Annotated in this window: 12 protein-coding genes and 1 pseudogene; 4 read left to right on the plus strand and 9 right to left on the minus strand. The window is 64.6% G+C overall.

The annotated features are described in order from the left end of the window. Positions 1 to 53 precede the first annotated feature (53 nt). The 4 genes from ACG873_RS19955 to ACG873_RS19970 form a co-directional block, all read right to left on the minus strand. On the minus strand, positions 54 to 287 hold the full coding sequence (locus ACG873_RS19955; RefSeq protein ID WP_394886981.1) for a hypothetical protein: 234 nt from the start codon (positions 285 to 287) through the stop codon (positions 54 to 56). A gap of 98 nt (positions 288 to 385) precedes the next feature. Beyond that, on the minus strand, positions 386 to 1,696 hold the full coding sequence (xylA, locus tag ACG873_RS19960) for a xylose isomerase (protein ID WP_394886982.1): 1,311 nt from the start codon (positions 1,694 to 1,696) through the stop codon (positions 386 to 388). Further along, positions 1,696 to 3,147, minus strand: a complete 1,452-nt coding sequence (gene xylB, locus ACG873_RS19965) for a xylulokinase (RefSeq protein ID WP_394886983.1) — start codon at positions 3,145 to 3,147, stop codon at positions 1,696 to 1,698. Before xylB ends, xylA begins: the two co-directional genes overlap by 1 nt. Before the next feature lie 67 nt (positions 3,148 to 3,214). Further along, positions 3,215 to 3,607: a hypothetical protein gene (locus ACG873_RS19970; RefSeq protein ID WP_394886985.1), complete on the minus strand. Its 393-nt coding sequence runs from the start codon at positions 3,605 to 3,607 to the stop codon at positions 3,215 to 3,217. 927 nt (positions 3,608 to 4,534) lie between these two features. Between ACG873_RS19970 and ACG873_RS19975 the strand changes: the two are divergent. After that, positions 4,535 to 7,304, plus strand: a pseudogene (locus tag ACG873_RS19975) (autotransporter outer membrane beta-barrel domain-containing protein). A 21-nt stretch (positions 7,305 to 7,325) separates the two neighbouring features. Here the strand turns inward: ACG873_RS19975 and ACG873_RS19980 are convergent. Next, a complete protein-coding gene (locus tag ACG873_RS19980; RefSeq protein WP_394886987.1) occupies positions 7,326 to 7,949 on the minus strand; it encodes a LysE family translocator in 624 nt (207 codons plus the stop codon). Between the two features lie 454 nt (positions 7,950 to 8,403). Between ACG873_RS19980 and ACG873_RS19985 the strand changes: the two genes are divergently transcribed. Then, positions 8,404 to 9,150: a L,D-transpeptidase gene (locus ACG873_RS19985; RefSeq protein WP_394886988.1), complete on the plus strand. Its 747-nt coding sequence runs from the start codon at positions 8,404 to 8,406 to the stop codon at positions 9,148 to 9,150. Between the two features lie 8 nt (positions 9,151 to 9,158). Here ACG873_RS19985 and gabT read toward each other — a convergent pair whose 3' ends face one another. Then, complete coding sequence (gene gabT / locus ACG873_RS19990; RefSeq protein WP_394886990.1) at positions 9,159 to 10,445, minus strand: 4-aminobutyrate--2-oxoglutarate transaminase; 1,287 nt, start codon at positions 10,443 to 10,445, stop codon at positions 9,159 to 9,161. Between the two features lie 311 nt (positions 10,446 to 10,756). On the opposite strand from gabT, the gene ACG873_RS19995 reads away from it, so the two are divergent. Together ACG873_RS19995 and ACG873_RS20000 are read left to right on the plus strand one after the other, a co-directional pair. Continuing rightward, on the plus strand, positions 10,757 to 11,923 hold the full coding sequence (locus ACG873_RS19995; RefSeq protein ID WP_394886992.1) for a diphosphate--fructose-6-phosphate 1-phosphotransferase: 1,167 nt from the start codon (positions 10,757 to 10,759) through the stop codon (positions 11,921 to 11,923). A gap of 12 nt (positions 11,924 to 11,935) precedes the next feature. Then, entirely contained in the window at positions 11,936 to 12,748 is an 813-nt protein-coding gene (locus ACG873_RS20000) for an ion transporter (RefSeq protein ID WP_394886993.1), read from the plus strand. A gap of 269 nt (positions 12,749 to 13,017) precedes the next feature. On the opposite strand, the gene ACG873_RS20005 is transcribed toward ACG873_RS20000, so the two are convergent. The 3 genes from ACG873_RS20005 to ACG873_RS20015 all read right to left on the minus strand — a co-directional run bounded on the left by ACG873_RS20005 (position 13,018) and on the right by ACG873_RS20015 (position 16,365). Further along, on the minus strand, positions 13,018 to 13,395 hold the full coding sequence (locus ACG873_RS20005) for a DUF305 domain-containing protein (RefSeq protein WP_394886995.1): 378 nt from the start codon (positions 13,393 to 13,395) through the stop codon (positions 13,018 to 13,020). An 83-nt stretch (positions 13,396 to 13,478) separates the two neighbouring features. Continuing rightward, the gene (cueR, locus tag ACG873_RS20010) at positions 13,479 to 13,877 is read right to left on the minus strand and encodes a Cu(I)-responsive transcriptional regulator (protein WP_394886996.1); all 399 of its coding nucleotides are present in this window, start codon (positions 13,875 to 13,877) and stop codon (positions 13,479 to 13,481) included. A 10-nt stretch (positions 13,878 to 13,887) separates the two neighbouring features. Next, positions 13,888 to 16,365 (minus strand): heavy metal translocating P-type ATPase, encoded by a 2,478-nt coding sequence (locus tag ACG873_RS20015; RefSeq protein ID WP_394886998.1) that lies wholly within the window; start codon positions 16,363 to 16,365, stop codon positions 13,888 to 13,890. Positions 16,366 to 16,483 lie beyond the last annotated feature (118 nt).

Here is a 16,483-nt window from a genome sequence, read left to right on the forward strand (position 1 = left end):
TGGCCAAGCCGGCACGAGAGGTCAAACCCTCCCGTCCCACTTCGCACATTGGGTCAGGCAGCGCGCTGGTGCTCGTCGTCGCCGATCAGCGACCGCACCCTGTCGGCGAGCTTCGCCTCCAGCCGATCCTTGACGATTCGATTGAATGTATCGGCCTCGTCTATCTCGTTCGCCGGCAGCGAAAGCAGTAGATCGACAATCGAATCGGCTTCTGGCCGAGACAGCAACGCCTCGATTGCAGGTTCGCGATGACCGATTGCGGTGAGTCTTTCAGCGTCCCTTTTCATGCCGCCAAGATGCCTGTTGGGGGCGGCGCGTTGAAGGCAAGATCGGGGCAATTGGGCGGCGAAATGGAAAATCTTTTCCCTCGCCGCCCCGGCGCGGGTCAGACGTAGCGGTTGACGATGTTCTCCAGATATTCCTGGCGGCCGGACTTCGGCTGCGGGTCGAGGCCTTCCTTCAGCACCCACTCGGAAATCTGCTCCAGCGTACGCCCGCCCTTGAGCATGGCCTGTGCCCCGCCTTGGGTCCAGCCGGCATAACGCTCTTCCAGCGGACCGGACAGCGCCTTGTCCTCGATCATTTTCGCCGCCGCCTTCAGCCCGCGCGCGCAGCAATCCATCCCGCCAATATGAGCGATCAGCAGATCCTGCGGATCGAGCGACTGGCGCCTTAGCTTGGCGTCGAAATTGGTGCCGCCGGTGGTGAAACCGCCGGCCTGGAGCACATGGTAGTAAGCGAGCGCCATTTCCGGGACGTTGTTGGGGAACTGGTCGGTGTCCCAGCCCGACTGGTAGTCATTGCGGTTCATGTCGATGGAGCCGAAGATGCCAAGCGCGTTCGCCAGCGCCAGTTCGTGCTCGAACGAGTGCCCGGCGAGGATCGCGTGGCCCTGCTCGACGTTGACCTTCACCTCCTTCTCCAGGCCGAAATCCTTCAGGAAGCCGTAGACGGTGGCCACGTCGTAATCGTACTGATGCTTGGTCGGCTCCTGCGGCTTGGGTTCGATCAGGATCGTGCCCTTGAAGCCGATCTTCTTCGCATAGTCGACGACCATGGATAGGAATCGTCCCGCCTGCTCCCGCTCTCGCTTGAGGTCGGTGTTGAGCAGCGTCTCGTAGCCCTCGCGTCCGCCCCACAGCACGTAGTTTTCGCCGCCGAGCCTTTGGGTCACGTCGATGCACGACTTCACCGTTGCGGCCGCATAGGCGAACACGCTCGGGTCGGGATTGGTCGCCGCGCCCGCCATATAGCGGCGGTGCGAGAACAGGTTCGCCGTGCCCCAGAGCAGTTTTGTCCCGGTCTTCTCCATCTTGCCCGCGAAATAATCGCCGATCTCGTCGAGACGGGCAGCGCTTTCGGCGAAGGTGCTGCCTTCCGGCCGCACATCGGCGTCATGGAAGCAGAAATACGGCACGCCGAGCAGCGAGAACATCTCGAACGCCACATCGGCCTTCAGTTTCGCCAGCTCCATCGTGTCGCCGAACCATGGGCGCTCGAAGGTCTGGCCGCCGAATGGATCGCCGCCCGGCCAGGCGAAGGAATGCCAATAGGCGACAGCGAACCGGAGATGGTCCTCCAAGCGCTTACCGAGAACGAGCTCGTCGGGGTTGTAGTGGCGATAGGCGAGCGGATTGGTCGAATCCGGCCCTTCATATTTTGCTTTGCTGACGTCGCCGAAGAAACCAGTGGTCATCACGAAACTCCTTTGATGGCTGGATAGAGCGCCCGGTAGCGCTCATAGGCATGCGCATATGCGCCGCCGAGTTTAGCGTCGGGTTCGATCGTCTCGGCGGTGGCCGGTGCGGCGCAGACCTCGTACGGATCGGCATTCTCGGCGGCGATCAGGCCTAGCCGCGCGGCTCCGTAGGCCGCGCCGAAATCTCCATCCGCTGGAATGTCGACGGGAATCTGCAGCGCGGTGGCGATCGCCTTCAGCCAGTAGCGCGAGCGGGAGCCGCCGCCGATCGCGGTGACGCGGCTGAGTTCGGTGCCTGCCTGGTGCAGCGCCTGCTGGCTGTCGCGGAAGGCGAAGGCGACGCCCTCGACCACGGCCTGCGTCAGCACCGCCCGGCTCGATTCATGGCCGAGGCCCGCGAAAACGCCGCGGATCGCCGCGTCGTTGTGCGGTGTCCGCTCGCCCGAAAGATAGGGCAGGAAGGTGACGCCGGTAGGCGCTTTCAGCGCCTCGCCGAGTTCGCCGGTCAGGTCGCCCGCCTCTTTGCCGGTAATTTCCGACAGCCAGTTCAACGAATCGGTCGCCGACAGGATGACGCCCATCTGATGCCAGGCATTGGGCAGCGCATGGCAGAAGGTGTGGACGGCGCTTTCGGGGTTAGGCAGGTAGGAGCCGTTGGCGGCGAACAGCACGCCCGAGGTGCCGAGCGAGACAAAGGCATGGCCGGGCCGCACCGTGCCCATGCCGCAGGCCGACGCGGCGTTGTCGCCGGCGCCGCCCGCAACGACCACGCCGGCGTTCATGCCCCAGCGGCTCGCAAGTTCGGAGCGCAGCGAGCCCGCCTGCTCGGTGCCTTCGACCAGGCCGGGCATCTGCCGCTCGTCCAGCTCGGTCGCGGCGAGCAGTTCCGGCGACCACTTGCGGGCGGCCACGTCGAGCCATGATGTGCCGGCCGAATCCGACATTTCCGACATATGTTCGCCGGTCAGCCACAGCCGCAGGTAATCCTTGGGAAGCAGCACCCAGCGCACCTTGGCGAAGACCGCAGGCTCGTTGTTCTTGACCCAGGCAAGCTTGGGTGCGGTGAAGCCGGGGAACACGATGTTGCCGGTGATCTTCCGGAAGCGCGGATCGGCGTCGAGCTTCGCCGCCTCGGCATGGCTTCGCGTATCGTTCCAGAGGATGCAGGGACGGAGCACCTGATCGCGCTCATCGAGAAGCGTCGCGCCATGCATTTGACCGGACAGGCCGATGCCTTTCACGGCGGCCAGTTCGGCCGCGTGTTGCGCCTTGAGTTCGCCGACAGCCTCTTCGGTGGCTCGGATCCAGTCGGCGGGATCCTGCTCGGACCAGCCGGAACGGGGGCGCGAGACCTCCAGCGCGCCATGGCCGGAGCCGATGACCTTCTGGTCTCCGTCTATCAGCAGCGCCTTGACGCCGGACGTCCCGAGATCGAGTCCCAGATACATGACAATTCCTCCCGGTCAGGCCGGTTCGCCGATCGCCCGCGACATCTTCCTCCCGCGGGCACATCTCTCATAGCAAAAAAACCGCGACTGAAAACCGGCTGCAGAAGAATTTTTTCGCGGCCCGCAAAAATTCTGGTCCGACCACATTGTGGTACGGCCAGAATAGCAATTTGCGATTGTGCACCGGTCCGAATTGTGGCTTTATCGCGGCGGGCATGAAACCGGGGGTGTAAGCGCATAGCGGCGTCACGCGCGATGCCGGAAATTTGAGGGGAAGGCGATGAGACGCCATGCCCAAGGTCGCGTCGAAAGCGACATTCCCGATACGGCGGCTGCACCACTCAGCGACCCAAACAAGCAACGGCATTTCCAGTTGCGCCGATTGAGCTTGCTCGCCTCGACCGGTCTTACCATGGCCTTTTTCGGGACTGGGCCCGCGCTTGCCGCGTGCAATAACCATGACCCGGCAACCGGCCAGACCGTCACCTGTGATGCTTCCGCATCCAACCCGGACACCACGCGAGTTGAAGCGGCGGCCGGCAGCACCGATGTGACCGTTATCGTCCAATCGGGGGCTGCGCTCGACGTCACGAATATCAACGGTATCTTCGTTCGGGACCAAAGCGAGGTCACCAACGAGGGCGGCATCACAGTCACCGGCGACACGTTCGACGGCATCCGCTTTGACGGCAATAACACGATCACCAACAGCGGTACGATTACGACGAATGGGCTTCTGTCGGAAGGCATGTTCTCCGACGGGGGCGACAACAATGTCGTCCTCAACACCGGCACGATCGTCACCAACGGAGACGACTCACAGGGAATCCTGCTTTTCACCGGCTCGACCGGTAACATGGTCACGAACGAGGGTACCATCACCACGAACGGAGATAACTCCGTCGGCATGGAGGCGGTCGGCAACGACAATGCCTTCACGAATTCCGGGATAATTACGACATCGGGCTCAAGCGCGAACGGCATTCTCGCGACGGGTGCGAACAACACGATCACCAATGCGGCCAGCGGCGCCATCACCACGGCCGGAGCAACGGCACACGGCGTCATCAGCAACGGTTCGAACAATACGTTGACGAACAGCGGCTCTATCAGTGTCTCGGGTCCGAACGCGCATGGTATCAACTGGCTCGGCGCCACGCTCGGAATAGTCACCAACGCCGGGACCATTACCGTGACCGGGGCCGGCGGACTCGGCGCCTTCTTCAGTTCCCCTGCCGCTTTCACCAACACCGCGACCGGTTCGGTCGTCAGCCAGCAGGCGAATGGCATCATCGTCAATGGCGGCGGTACGGTTGACAATGCGGGCGAAATCAGTGGCCAGCAGGCGGGCGTTGTGGCGGCCAATGGCCCGACAGCCTTGACCAATATGGGTACGATCACCGGGGTAACTGCAGAAGGCGTTTTGTTCCTGGGCGACTTCGACGACAGCCTGACGAATACCGGCACGATCAGCGGCGCCGGCACGGCCGTGAGCATGGGCGGCGGTGACGATACGCTGACGATGAACGACGGCACCATTGACGGCGCCGTCGACCAGGGTGACGGGGCAGACCGAGCCGTGATCAACGGCGGCACGATTACCGGCAATGTACAGCAAGGAAACGGCACTGACGATTTTCGGATGACCGGCGGGGTGATCCAGTCGCTTAGCCAAGGCGACAACCTCGACACTTTCACGATGTCCAGCGGCCGCATCATCGACTTCTTCGAGGACGGTGACCATGCGGTGATGACCGGCGGCCGGATCGGGCGCGTCAACATGAAGCTCGACGACAATCTGTTCGACATGTCGGGCGGAGTGATCGACCGCAACCTCGTCGCCGGATTCGGCAACGACACCATCATCCTTTCCAACGGAACCATCGGCGGAAATATCAGCGTCAGCGGCGGCACCGACAGCGTAACCGTGACGGGCGGCTCCGTCGGCGGCAGCGTGCTGACGAGCTTCGGCGCCGACACCTTCACCTGGGACGGCGGTGGCATCATCTATGGCGCGATCGACCTCGGCGGCGACGACGACACGGCGACGCTCGCCAACCTCACCAATGCCAACCTTGGCACAACTACGCAGATTACCGGCGGGCTGGGAACTGACGGCCTCGCGCTGCAGAACGTCTCCACAGCAGGCGTTGACCGGTTTCAGAACTGGGAGAGCATCACCGCGACCGAGGACACCGAGTTGACCTTCGACGGGAACCTGGTGCTCGGCGACACCGGCACGGGGACCGGCTCCCTGACCGTCGACGAAACCAGCACGCTTTTCGGCGGGAGCGCCAATGCGGCCATCTCCGCCTTCACCGCCGGGCAACTCGTCGATGTCTTCAATTCCGGCCGCATCGACCTGGCCAATGGCGGCGACAGCACGACCGACACTTTCACCATTGCCGGCAATTATGTCGGCGATGACGGGCTGGTGCTGCTGCAAACGGTGCTCGGCGACGATTCCTCTGCGTCGGACAAGCTTGTGTTTTCGGACGGCGCTGTTTCCGGCTCGACAAGCATCAGCATCCTCAATGTCGGTGGGGCAGGCGATTCCACAGTGCAGGATGGCATCCAGGTGGTCGAGGCCGTGAACGGCGCCACCACCGCGAGCGGCGCCTTCGCGCTCAACGGCCCGGTGGCCGCCGGCGCATTCGAATATTTCCTGTTCAAGGGCGGTGTAACCTCAGGCACCAACGAAAACTGGTACCTGCGCTCGACGCTTATTGCTCCACCACCACCGCCCCCGACACCCGAGGATCCAACCCCGCCTGCACCGCCACCGCCGACACCCGCGCCGGCGCCGGACCCGCTTGAACCGTTGCCGCCCGCTCCGCCGCCGCCGGAGCCGGGCGAACCCACACCACCGCCTCCGACCGAGCCGATACCGCCGGAGCCGCCGCCTCCCCCGCCACCGCCGGTTGAGCCCCCGCCGCCGCTGCCGCCGGAGCCGACGCCAGGCGATCCGGACCCGGTCGATCCTGCGCCTCCGGTGGAGCCGGAGGATCCGGCGCCATTGCCGCCTCCTCCGCCATCGCCGGCGCCTCCGCTCGATCCGCCGCCGCCGCCTCCAGCGCCGCCGACGGAGCCTGCGCCCCTGCCGGTGCCGACCCCGGTCGAAACCGGCCCTGAGCCGTTGCCGCCGCCCGTTCAGCCCGCGCCGCCGACACCGGGTGCAACGCCTGTAATCGCCGAGGAGATCCCGCTCTACCGCATCGAGGTGCCGACTTATTCGGTGGTTGCACCGGTCGCCCATCATCTGGCGCTGAGCAATCTCGGCACGTTCCACGAACGCCGGGGCGAGCAGGCTTTGCTGCAAGGCCAGGATTTCCTTCCAGTGGTCTGGGGCCGTGTGTTTGGACAGGACTTCGAGATGAAGTGGTCGGGAACCGTGGCTCCGTCTTTCGACGGCGACCTGTTCGGCTTCCAGGCCGGCGCCGACCTGTTCGGCTGGGAAAGCGCTTCAGGCCACCGCGACCGCGCCGGCCTGTTCGTCAGCCACAGCCGCATGGACGGCGACGTTCGCGGCCAGGCGCTCGGCTGGAATGACCTGTCGGTCGGCGAGATGGATCTCGACGGAACCAGCTTCGGCACCTACTGGACGCATATCGGCCCGACCGGCTGGTATCTGGACGGCATCGTCATGGGAACCTGGTTCGACGGCAGCGCCACATCCAGCCGCGGCGTCGGCATCGACCTCGATGGAAGCGGCGTCGCCGTTTCCCTCGAAGGCGGCTACCCGATCGCGTTGGCCGAGGGCTGGACAGCTCGAGCCGCAGGCGCAACTCATATGGCAGCACCTATCCTTCGACGATCAGGAGGACAGGTTCGCGACAATCTCGTTCGACCTGGACGATGCGGTGACCGGCCGGCTGGGCGTACGCCTGCAGGGCGAGATGCTGTTCGGCGGCATGAAGCTGCAGCCCTATCTCAAGGCCAATCTCTGGCATGAGTTCGGCGCGACCGAAAGCATCTCGTTCGGTCCGAACGTCATCGCGACCGAACTCGAGGGGACTTTGCTGGAGGCCGGCGGCGGCATCGTGGCCAACGTCACCGAAAATGCCAGCATCTTCGCCACGGGCGATTTCACCACCGAGCTCGATGGCGAAAGAACCCGCATCCTCGAGGGCAATATCGGCCTCAGCATCAAATGGTAGAAGCGCGGCGGGCGAGAGCCGTCAGTTGCCGGACCGCATCGCGACGGTCGCGATGCCGGCGCCGATCAGCAGCGATCCGCCGGTCCGGTTGAAAATGCCGATGGCCCTCGGATTGCGCACGAGGCTGCGCGCCCGCGCCGCCACCAGCGCATAGCCGAAGGCGTTGACGAAAGCCAGGATCAGGAAGGTGGCCTCGAAGATCAGCATCTGGGTGAAGAAATCCGCGTCGCGGTTCAGGAACTGCGGCAGGAACGCCACGAAGAAGGTGATACTCTTGGGATTGAGGGCGGTGACCAGCCAGGCATGGCCCACCATCTTCGCGGCTGAAACCGCGCCGGTTCGCGGATTCGCCCGCAAGGCGCCGCCCGCCCTGAACAGCTTGATGCCGAGATAGATGAGATAGGCCGCGCCGATCCATTTCAGGATGGTGAAGACGGTGGCCGAAGCCGCAAGCAGCGCGCCGATGCCGAGCATCGACAGGGTCATTGCTGTGAAGTCGCCGAGCGCCACGCCGACTGCCACCGGCAGCGCCGTGCGCCAGCCCTGTCCGAGCGCGTAGGAGACGACCAGCAGAATGGTCGGGCCCGGAATGATCAGGAGGACGGATGTTGCCGCGGCGAAGGCTGCCCAGGTTTCAATCGGCATGGATGTCTCCTTTGCTCAAAGGAAAGGATAAATCCCTGCCATCGCGGCGATGTAAAGGGCGAAGTTTGCGGACGTGTTTCTTCGGCGTGGCGCGGGTGTCGCATCAATAATCCCCCGCGACCAAGCCGGCGATCTCCGCGAGGCTGACGTCAGCCCCGAGCGCGGCACAAGCCAAGACAGTATCTGATGTTAACGTCGCGCCCATTTTCCCCTCGAGCAGCCAGCACCGCATGCTGGGCGTGGCTTTTGCCGAGATTGTGTCTGCGCCGGGGTAATGCTGTGTCGCGGCAGCGAGCCAGCGCGGGCAAACCGGCTTAATTCGTGCAAGCTGCTGACGTTCAAAGGCTTTTCTGATTCACGGTTTCTCAACCATGATTGGTGAAAATGCCGGATAAGCTTTGATCGCGGATTTCTGCGAGCGCCAAAGCGCGTGTCAAATCGTGGAAGTGTCCCAGTGTCCGAGTCTCCCGCGTCGTCCGAATCCGCAATCCCATCACATCCGCAATCCGACCGCTTGTCCCGCCGAACGGCGATGTTAGCCCTCGGCTCCGCCGCACTGCTGGCGACGGGCTGTTCGCGCTCGCTCGACCTTGCGGCGCTCGAAGTGGATGAGTTCACGACCGGAACGATCCGCCCGCGCATCAGCGTCGACAGCCGCGTGACGCGCCCGGAACTGATGTACGCCTCGTTCACCGACGAAAGTTTCGTTCTTCCGGAAATCCCGTTCGAGAAGGTCGATCCGAAGTGGCGCCGCCAGATTGTCGTCGATCCGACCGGCGAGCAGCCCGGCACGATCGTGGTGCATTTGCAGGAGCGCCATCTTTATTGGGTCCAGCCGGGCGGCGACGCCATCCGCTACGGCGTCGGCATCGGCAAGGATGGCTTCGTCTGGTCGGGCCGGGCCAACATCCAGTACGGCAAGAAATGGCCGACCTGGACGCCTCCGCCGGAAATGATCGCGCGCCGGCCGGAACTGGAGAAATGGCGCGGCGGCCAGCCCGGCGGGCTGGACAACCCTCTCGGCGCACGCGCGCTCTACATCTTCAAGGACGGCCAGGACACAGGCTTCCGCGTCCACGGCTCGCCCGAATGGCACACCATCGGTCAGGCCATGTCGTCGGGCTGCGTGCGCATGATCAACCAGGATGTGATCGACCTCTACAACCGGGTTACCGGGAAAACGCCGATCGTGGTGGTTTAGCCATCTGGCTAGGCGTTCGCCGCAACCAGCGCCTTCTCCAGCTTGCCCATGCCTTCGGCCAGGACCGCGTCCGAGATGGTGAGCGGCATCAGGATGCGGATGGTGTTGGCATGGACGCCGCAGGAGATCAGCACCAGCCCTTCCGCGATCGCGGCCTGGGTCACCCGTTTGGTCGCGTCGGCGTCGGGCTCGGCGCCGCCGCGGCCTTTGACGATATCGAACGCCACCATCGCTCCCGGCCCGCGGATGGCGGCCATGGGAACTGTGTCGTTGCGCTGCGCGATGCGCGCCAGTTCGCCCCTGATTCGCTCGCCCAGCACGTTCGCGCGGTCGATCAGGCGCTCTTCGGCGATGACGTCGAGGACGGCTAACGCCGCAGCACATGCGATCGGGCTGCCGGCATAGGTGCCGCCGAGGCCGCCGGGCTCCGGGCCGTCCATGACAGCGGCGCGGCCGATGACGCCGGACAGCGGAAAGCCGCCGGCGAGCGACTTGGCTATGGTGACCAGGTCGGGCTCTATCCCACTGTTTTCTATGCCGAACATCTTTCCGGTGCGGGCGAAGCCGGTCTGGATCTCGTCGGCGATCAGCAGGATGCCGTGCTCGTCGCAGACTTTGCGCAGCGCCTGCAACAATTCGGTGGGGGCCGGGTGGAAACCGCCTTCGCCCTGCACCGGCTCGATGATGATGGCCGCCACATGCGCCGGCTCGATGTCGGCGCGGAACAGCAGATCCAGGGCCCGCATCGTATCGGCGACGGTGACGCCGTCCTGCGGGATCGGGAACGGCAGATGATAGACGCCGCCGGGCATCGGCCCGAACTTCTTCTTGTAGGGCGCGACCTTGCCGGTCAGCGCCATGGTCATCATGGTGCGGCCGTGGAAACCGCCGCCGAAGGCGATGATGCCCGGGCGGCCGGTCGCGGCACGTGCTATTTTCACTGCGTTTTCAACGGCTTCTGCCCCGGTCGAGAACAGGATGGTCTTCGCCTCGCCCGAGAAAGGCGCAAGCCCGTTCAGCCGCTCGCAGAGCGCGATATAGGGTTCGTAGGGCACGATCTGGAACGCGGTGTGGGTGTAGCTGTCGAGCTGCTGGCGCACCGCGGCGATCACTTTCGGATGACGGTGGCCGGTGTTCAAAACGGCTATGCCGCCGGCGAAATCGATGTAGCGGTTACCGTCGACGTCCCAGAGTTCCGAACCTTCGGCGCGGCTTGCGAACACCGGAAAGGCGGTGCCGACGCCGCGCGGCACGGCGGCGACCCGGCGCGCTTGAAGCGATGAATTCTTTGTCATTTCAACCCCTTGAATGAAATCGTCTTCCGGTCGGCACCACGCGCGGCTCCGCAGGCGTGTAGGATAAACGTCGGCCCTGTCCATGTATATGACACGGAAAACTTTGAATGGGCCCAAGCGGTTAGAGACCGTTTGATAATTCTGCTCCGGCGGGCAGCAATTGCTTGCCGCATGATCTGCCCCGGAGCGAATTCTCAAACGGCCTCTTAGCGCGACAGGCGCGGCCGGACCGCGCAGAATTTGTTCACAAGGTTGCGCAAGGCGCGCGGAAACGCCAATGTTGGGTCAAACAAAGCGGGGAAAGACGCCAAATGCCCGAAACATTCGTGATCGCCCAAGGCGGCGGCCCGACCGCCGTGATCAACCAGACGGTGGTGGGCGCAGCGCTTGAAATTCGCCGCCGCCATCCCGGCGCAAAAGTGCTGGGTTCGCGGCACGGCGTTCGCGGGATCAGGGATGGCGACTACGTCGACCTTTCCGGAATTCCGGAGGATCAGTTGAAGCTCATCGGCGCGACGCCAGGTGCTGCCCTCGGCTCGACCCGCGACAAGCCGGACGCCGCCTATTGCGACCTGGTGCTGGCTGGCCTGAAAAAGGCAGGCGCCGACGCCTTCATCTATATCGGCGGCAACGACACCTCGGGTACGCAGCAGATCCTGACCGACGCTTCGGGCGGATCGATCGCCTTCGTTCACGCGCCGAAGACCATCGACAACGATCTGATGGAAAACGACCACACGCCGGGCTTCATCTCGGCGGGCGAATTCGTGGCCGGCGCATTCCTCAGCGTCGACCTCGACTTCCGCGCGCTGCCCGGCGTCTATGTCGGCATCGTCATGGGCCGGCACGCCGGCTTCCTCACCGCCGCGGCCGCCGCATGGCGCGCGGATGAGGACAGCGGCCCGCATCTGGTTTATGTGCCGGAGCGTCCCTTCTCGGCGCCGCGGTTCATCGACGATGTGCGAATGACGCTCGACCGCCACAAGCGCTGCATCGTCGCCGTCTCCGAGGGCGTGACGACCGAGGACGGGCGCGCGCTCGTGGAGAGCATCGTCCCGGCCGACAAGCTGGAGCGCGACGCGCACGGCAACATCAAACTTTCGGGCAGCGACCTTAACATGGCGTTCGAGCGGATGCTCGCGGAAGGGCTGCCGGGGAAACGGGCGCGCGTCGATGCGCTGGGCTACATGCCGCGCGGCTATGTCGGCGCCATCAACAGCACGGATTCGAGCGAGGCGTTCGAGGCCGGCGCCTTCGCCGTCGAAGTGGCGGCGCGCGGGGGCGGATCGGTCGCGCTGAAACATGAGGGCGGCAAGACGGTGATGCGCCAGGTGCCGCTCGATGCGGTCGCGGGCAAGACCCGCCACATGCCCGACGATTTCATGCAGTCCGACGCCAACCAGCTTTCGGACACGGGCATGGCCTATCTGAAGCGGCTCATCCCGGAGAAATACCGGGTCGGAAAACCGTTCGTTTAGGCCGCCAAATTCATGAGCGATATTTCGGTCCAGGAAATCGCCGGTCTGCGCAAATGGCTGTACCGGAACCTCCAGCCGGCCGCCTGGCACAAGACCGGGCTGTCGCCGCTCAATCGCTTCATCGTCGTGGTGATCTGCCTCGCCGTGGCGGTCGCAGTGTTCGAAAGCGAGCCGGAAATCCATCGGGGCCGGGAGAAATGGTTCTTCGCCGCCGAGATGGGATTCGGCTTCATCTTCCTGCTCGAATATCTTGCGCGGATCTGGACCTCGGCTGAAAACCCCGCCTATCGCGGCGGGCTGCGCGGCTATGTCCGCTACATCCTTTCGCCGCCCGCGATCATCGATCTCCTTGCCATGTCGACCCTGTTCCTGACCTTCTTTGGCAATGAGACGTCGATCCTGCGGCTGTTCCGGCTGATCCGCATCCTCTCTCTGGCCAAGCTCGGGCGCTATTCCTCGGCTATCCGGGCAATGGCGGAGGCGGTCAAGTCGCGCCGCTACGAGCTTTTGATGAGCCTGGCGATCGCCGGCATGCTGCTTTTGACCTCCTCGACGCTGCTTTACATCGTCGAAGGTGACGCCCAGCCGGCGACGTTCGGCAGTATCCCGCGCGCGATGTGGTGGTCGATCGCTACGCTGACCACCGTCGGCTATGGCGACGTCATACCGGTGACGGTGATCGGCAGGGTTCTGGCCGGCCTGACCGCGATCACCGGCATCGGGCTCATAGCCATGCCAACCGGAATCCTCGCCGCCGCCTTCAGCGACGCCATCCAGCGGCAGCGGGAGGCGAGGAAGCACAAGGAGCCGGTGGGGCCGGGTTGAATTCGTTTTCGGTTTGCGCCGCCCCTCACCTGCCTGCCTCTTTGCAAGCTCAGGCGCTGGCCCCAAACCCGTGGTTCGACAAGCTCACCATGAGGGGGTTTGGGGCTCGCCGCGCCTACCCTGCAACGTTGGGAGCTTCGTGTCGGGAACGGCGGAATTCGTCGTAAACATTGGTGGTTAGCGGGCGTGGCGTTTTCAGTAGACCTCATGGTGAGCCTGTCGAACCACGAGGGCGCTTGGCGGGTAAGAGGCCGCGCAGACCTCCACCCTCACTTCGCGCGCCCCGCCAGCCAGGTTTCGAGTTGCTTGATCTCGCGCTCCTGGGCTTCGATGATTTCCTCGGCGAGCTTGCGGATCTCGGCGTCCTTGCCGTGCTCCAGAACGATGCGGGCCATGTCGATCGCCGCCTGGTGGTGCGGAATCATGCCGCGTGCGAAGTCGATGTCGGCGTCGCCCCTGTATTCGATCGCCGACATCGCGCCATGCATCTTGTCGTTGGCCGCCTTATAGGCCGTCGTCGCATCCGTGGCGGGCGCGGCGGCCTCGGTCGTTGCGTGCCCGCTATGGTCGGTCTGGGCGATTGCCGGGGCGGATAGCGCGAGGGCGAGAAGCGCGGCGGCGGAGAGAGCTGAGAAGATTCTGGTCATGAAGGTTCCTTTCGTGGTCGGATTTTCGCGGCCGCTGGCGGGCCGTTTTTCAGTGCGTGGTCGATTGGTTGGTCAGTGGGCGGTCAATTGGGGTCTTCCTCGCCGGACAGGCCGTCGAGGATCGGGCATTCCGGACGCTCGTCGCCGTGACAATGGTCGACGAGATGCTTCAGGGTTTCGCGCAGGCCGACGAGTTCGGCGATCTTGCGGTCGATCTCGACGAGCTTGACCTCGGCGATGGCCTTCACGTCGGCGCTCTCGCGGTGGCTGTCGCCATAGAGCGAGAGAAGCTGCCGGCACTCCTCGACGGAGAAGCCTAGGCTGCGCGAACGCTGCAGGAATTTCAGCCGGTGGACGTCGGCGGTCGAATAATCGCGATAGCCGTTGCCGGAGCGGCCGGGCTTCAGGAGGCCTATATCCTCGTAGTAGCGGATCGTCTTGGCCGGCAGGCCCGAACGCTCCGATGCGTCGCCTATGTTCATGATGTTCCTTTCAGAGCTTGATGGTGCGGAGCCTGAGCGCGTTGCTGATGACGGAGACCGACGACAGGCTCATGGCGGCGGCAGCGATCATCGGCGAGAGCAGCGTGCCGAACACCGGATAGAGCACGCCGGCGGCCACGGGCACGCCGACCGCGTTGTAGACGAAGGCCAGGAACAGGTTCTGCTTGATGTTGCGGATCGTGCCCTGCGACAGTGTCCGGGCCCGGACGATGCCGTTGAGATCGCCCTTGACCAGCGTGATGCCGGCGCTTTCGACAGCAACGTCCGCCCCCGTGCCCATGGCGATGCCGACATCGGCGGCAGCCAGCGCCGGCGCGTCGTTGACGCCGTCGCCGGCCATGGCGATGCGGGCGCCGGCGGCGCGCAGTTCGTCGATCAGCGTCTTCTTGCCTTCCGGCAATATGTCGGCGCGGATGTCGTCGATGCCGAGCTTTGCAGCGACCGCGCGTGCCGTGCGCTCATTGTCGCCGGTGGCCATGATGATCTTCAGCCCGCTGCGATGCAGGGCCTCGATCGCCTCGGCGGTGGTCGCCTTGACCGGGTCGGCGACCGCGACGATGCCGGCGAGCCGCCCGCCGACAGCGACGAACATCGCCGTCTTGCCGTCGGTGCGCAACGCATCGGCCCGGCCGGCAAGCCCAGTGTCGTCAATGCCGACCTCCTGCATCATCATCGCATTGCCGAGGCTCACCGCCTTGCCGGAGACTGTGCCCTTGACGCCCTTGCCGGTAACGGCGTCGAAGTCGGAGGCTTCGGCAGGCTTTACGCCCCGCTCCTTGGCGCCCTCGACGATGGCTTCGGCGAGCGGATGCTCCGACGCCTTCTCCAGGCCGGCGGCGAGCGCCAGCACTTCGTTTTCGTCAAAACCTTCCGCGGCGACGACATCGGTCAGCACCGGCCGGCCTTCGGTCAGCGTTCCCGTCTTGTCGACGATCAGCGTGTCGACCTTGGCGAAGCGCTCGAGCGCTTCGGCGTCCTTGATCAGCACGCCGGCCTGCGCGCCCCTGCCGGTCGCGGTCATGATCGACATCGGCGTCGCCAGGCCGAGCGCACAGGGACAGGCGATGATGAGCACCGAGACGGCCGAGACCAGCGCGAAGACCATGCTCGGCTGGGGGCCGAAGACCGCCCAGACTATGAAGGAAACGATCGCGACCAGAACCACCGCCGGCACGAAATAGAACGAGACCTTGTCGGCGAGGCCCTGGATCGGCGCCCGGCTGCGCTGCGCCTTGGCGACGAGTTCGACGATCTGCGAGAGCACGGTGTCCGCTCCGACCTTCTCGGCGCGCATGACCAGCGTGCCGTTCTTGTTGAGCGTGCCGCCGGTCAGGCGGTCGCCGGCGGTCTTCTCGACCGGCACGGCTTCGCCGGTGATCATGGATTCGTCGACCGACGAGCGGCCTTCGCCGACCACGCCATCGACGGGCACGCTGTCGCCGGGGCGGATGCGCAGGAGATCGCCCACATGGACCTCATCCAGCGGCACGTCGGTTTCCGAGCCGTCCTTGCCGATCCGCCGCGCGGTTTTCGGCGCAAGGTCGAGCAGCGCGCGGATGGCCGAGCCGGTGCGCTCGCGCGCCTTGAGTTCCAGAACCTGGCCAAGGAAGACCAGCGCGACGATGACGCTCGCCGCCTCGAAATAGACCGGCACTGTGCCGCCATGGCCGCGGAAGGAATGCGGAAACACGTCCGGGAACAGCGTGGCGACGACGCTGTAGCCGTAGGCCGCGCCGACGCCGAGCGAGATCAGCGTCCACATGTTGGGGCTGCGGTTGACGATCGATTCGAAGCCGCGATGGAAGAAGGGCAGCGCCGCCCACAGGACCACCGGCGTCGCCAGCGCGAGTTCGAGCCAGACGGAGACCTGCTCGCCAATCCATTCGCGAACCGGAAGCCCGAGCATCGGCCCCATTGTGAGGATGAGAAGCGGGATCGACAATGCCGCGCTGACCCAGAAGCGCCTGGTGAAATTGACCAGTTCGGGATTAGGACCTTCTTCGCCGGTCGGCACGCCCATCGGCTCCAGCGCCATCCCGCATATCGGGCACGAGCCGGGCTTGTCGCGGACGATCTCCGGATGCATCGGGCAGGTGTATTGAGTTCCGGCCGGCATCGGCTCGGGCGCCGGACGGTCGCCGAGATAGGTCTCCGGCGAGGCCTCGAATTTCTTCTGACATCCGGCCGAGCAGAAATAATAGCCCTTCCCTTCATGGCGCTCGAAATACCTGGCCGTCGAACGATCGACCTTCATGCCGCATACCGGGTCGACCGCCTCCAGGTAGGTTTCCGGCGACTTGACGAATTTTTCCCGGCACGATGCGCTGCAGAAATGGTAATCGTGACCGTGGTAATGCGTGGACGGCTTGCCGGCGGCAGGATCGACGGTCATTCCGCAGACCGGATCGCGCGTAACCGCGTCCGCTGCTTCATGGGAATGGTGATGGTGCTGGTGACCGTGATCCATGATTTTTCCTGCGCCTTTCGAATGTAGTGACGGCAAGATAGGGCTTCCAGTGACTGGAAGGTCAAGGGCCGGCGTCAACATTCCGCGAAAGCGAAAAGGGAGAAATAGCGCCAAGAGC

This window comes from Allomesorhizobium aridi (assembly GCF_043769475.1).
GTDB lineage: Bacteria > Pseudomonadota > Alphaproteobacteria > Rhizobiales > Rhizobiaceae > Allomesorhizobium.

Coding starts and splice junctions, on each gene's coding strand:
- ACG873_RS19955 (WP_394886981.1), bottom strand. CDS start 287: ATGAAAAGGGACGCTGAAAGACTCACCGCAATCGGTCATCGCGAACCT.
- xylA (WP_394886982.1), bottom strand. CDS start 1,696: ATGACCACTGGTTTCTTCGGCGACGTCAGCAAAGCAAAATATGAAGGG.
- xylB (WP_394886983.1), bottom strand. CDS start 3,147: ATGTATCTGGGACTCGATCTCGGGACGTCCGGCGTCAAGGCGCTGCTG.
- ACG873_RS19970 (WP_394886985.1), bottom strand. CDS start 3,607: ATGGTTATTGCACGCGGCAAGCGCGGGCCCAGTCCCGAAAAAGGCCAT.
- ACG873_RS19980 (WP_394886987.1), bottom strand. CDS start 7,949: ATGCCGATTGAAACCTGGGCAGCCTTCGCCGCGGCAACATCCGTCCTC.
- gabT (WP_394886990.1), bottom strand. CDS start 10,445: ATGACAAAGAATTCATCGCTTCAAGCGCGCCGGGTCGCCGCCGTGCCG.
- ACG873_RS19995 (WP_394886992.1), top strand. CDS start 10,757: ATGCCCGAAACATTCGTGATCGCCCAAGGCGGCGGCCCGACCGCCGTG.
- ACG873_RS20000 (WP_394886993.1), top strand. CDS start 11,936: ATGAGCGATATTTCGGTCCAGGAAATCGCCGGTCTGCGCAAATGGCTG.
- ACG873_RS20005 (WP_394886995.1), bottom strand. CDS start 13,395: ATGACCAGAATCTTCTCAGCTCTCTCCGCCGCCGCGCTTCTCGCCCTC.
- cueR (WP_394886996.1), bottom strand. CDS start 13,877: ATGAACATAGGCGACGCATCGGAGCGTTCGGGCCTGCCGGCCAAGACG.
- ACG873_RS20015 (WP_394886998.1), bottom strand. CDS start 16,365: ATGGATCACGGTCACCAGCACCATCACCATTCCCATGAAGCAGCGGAC.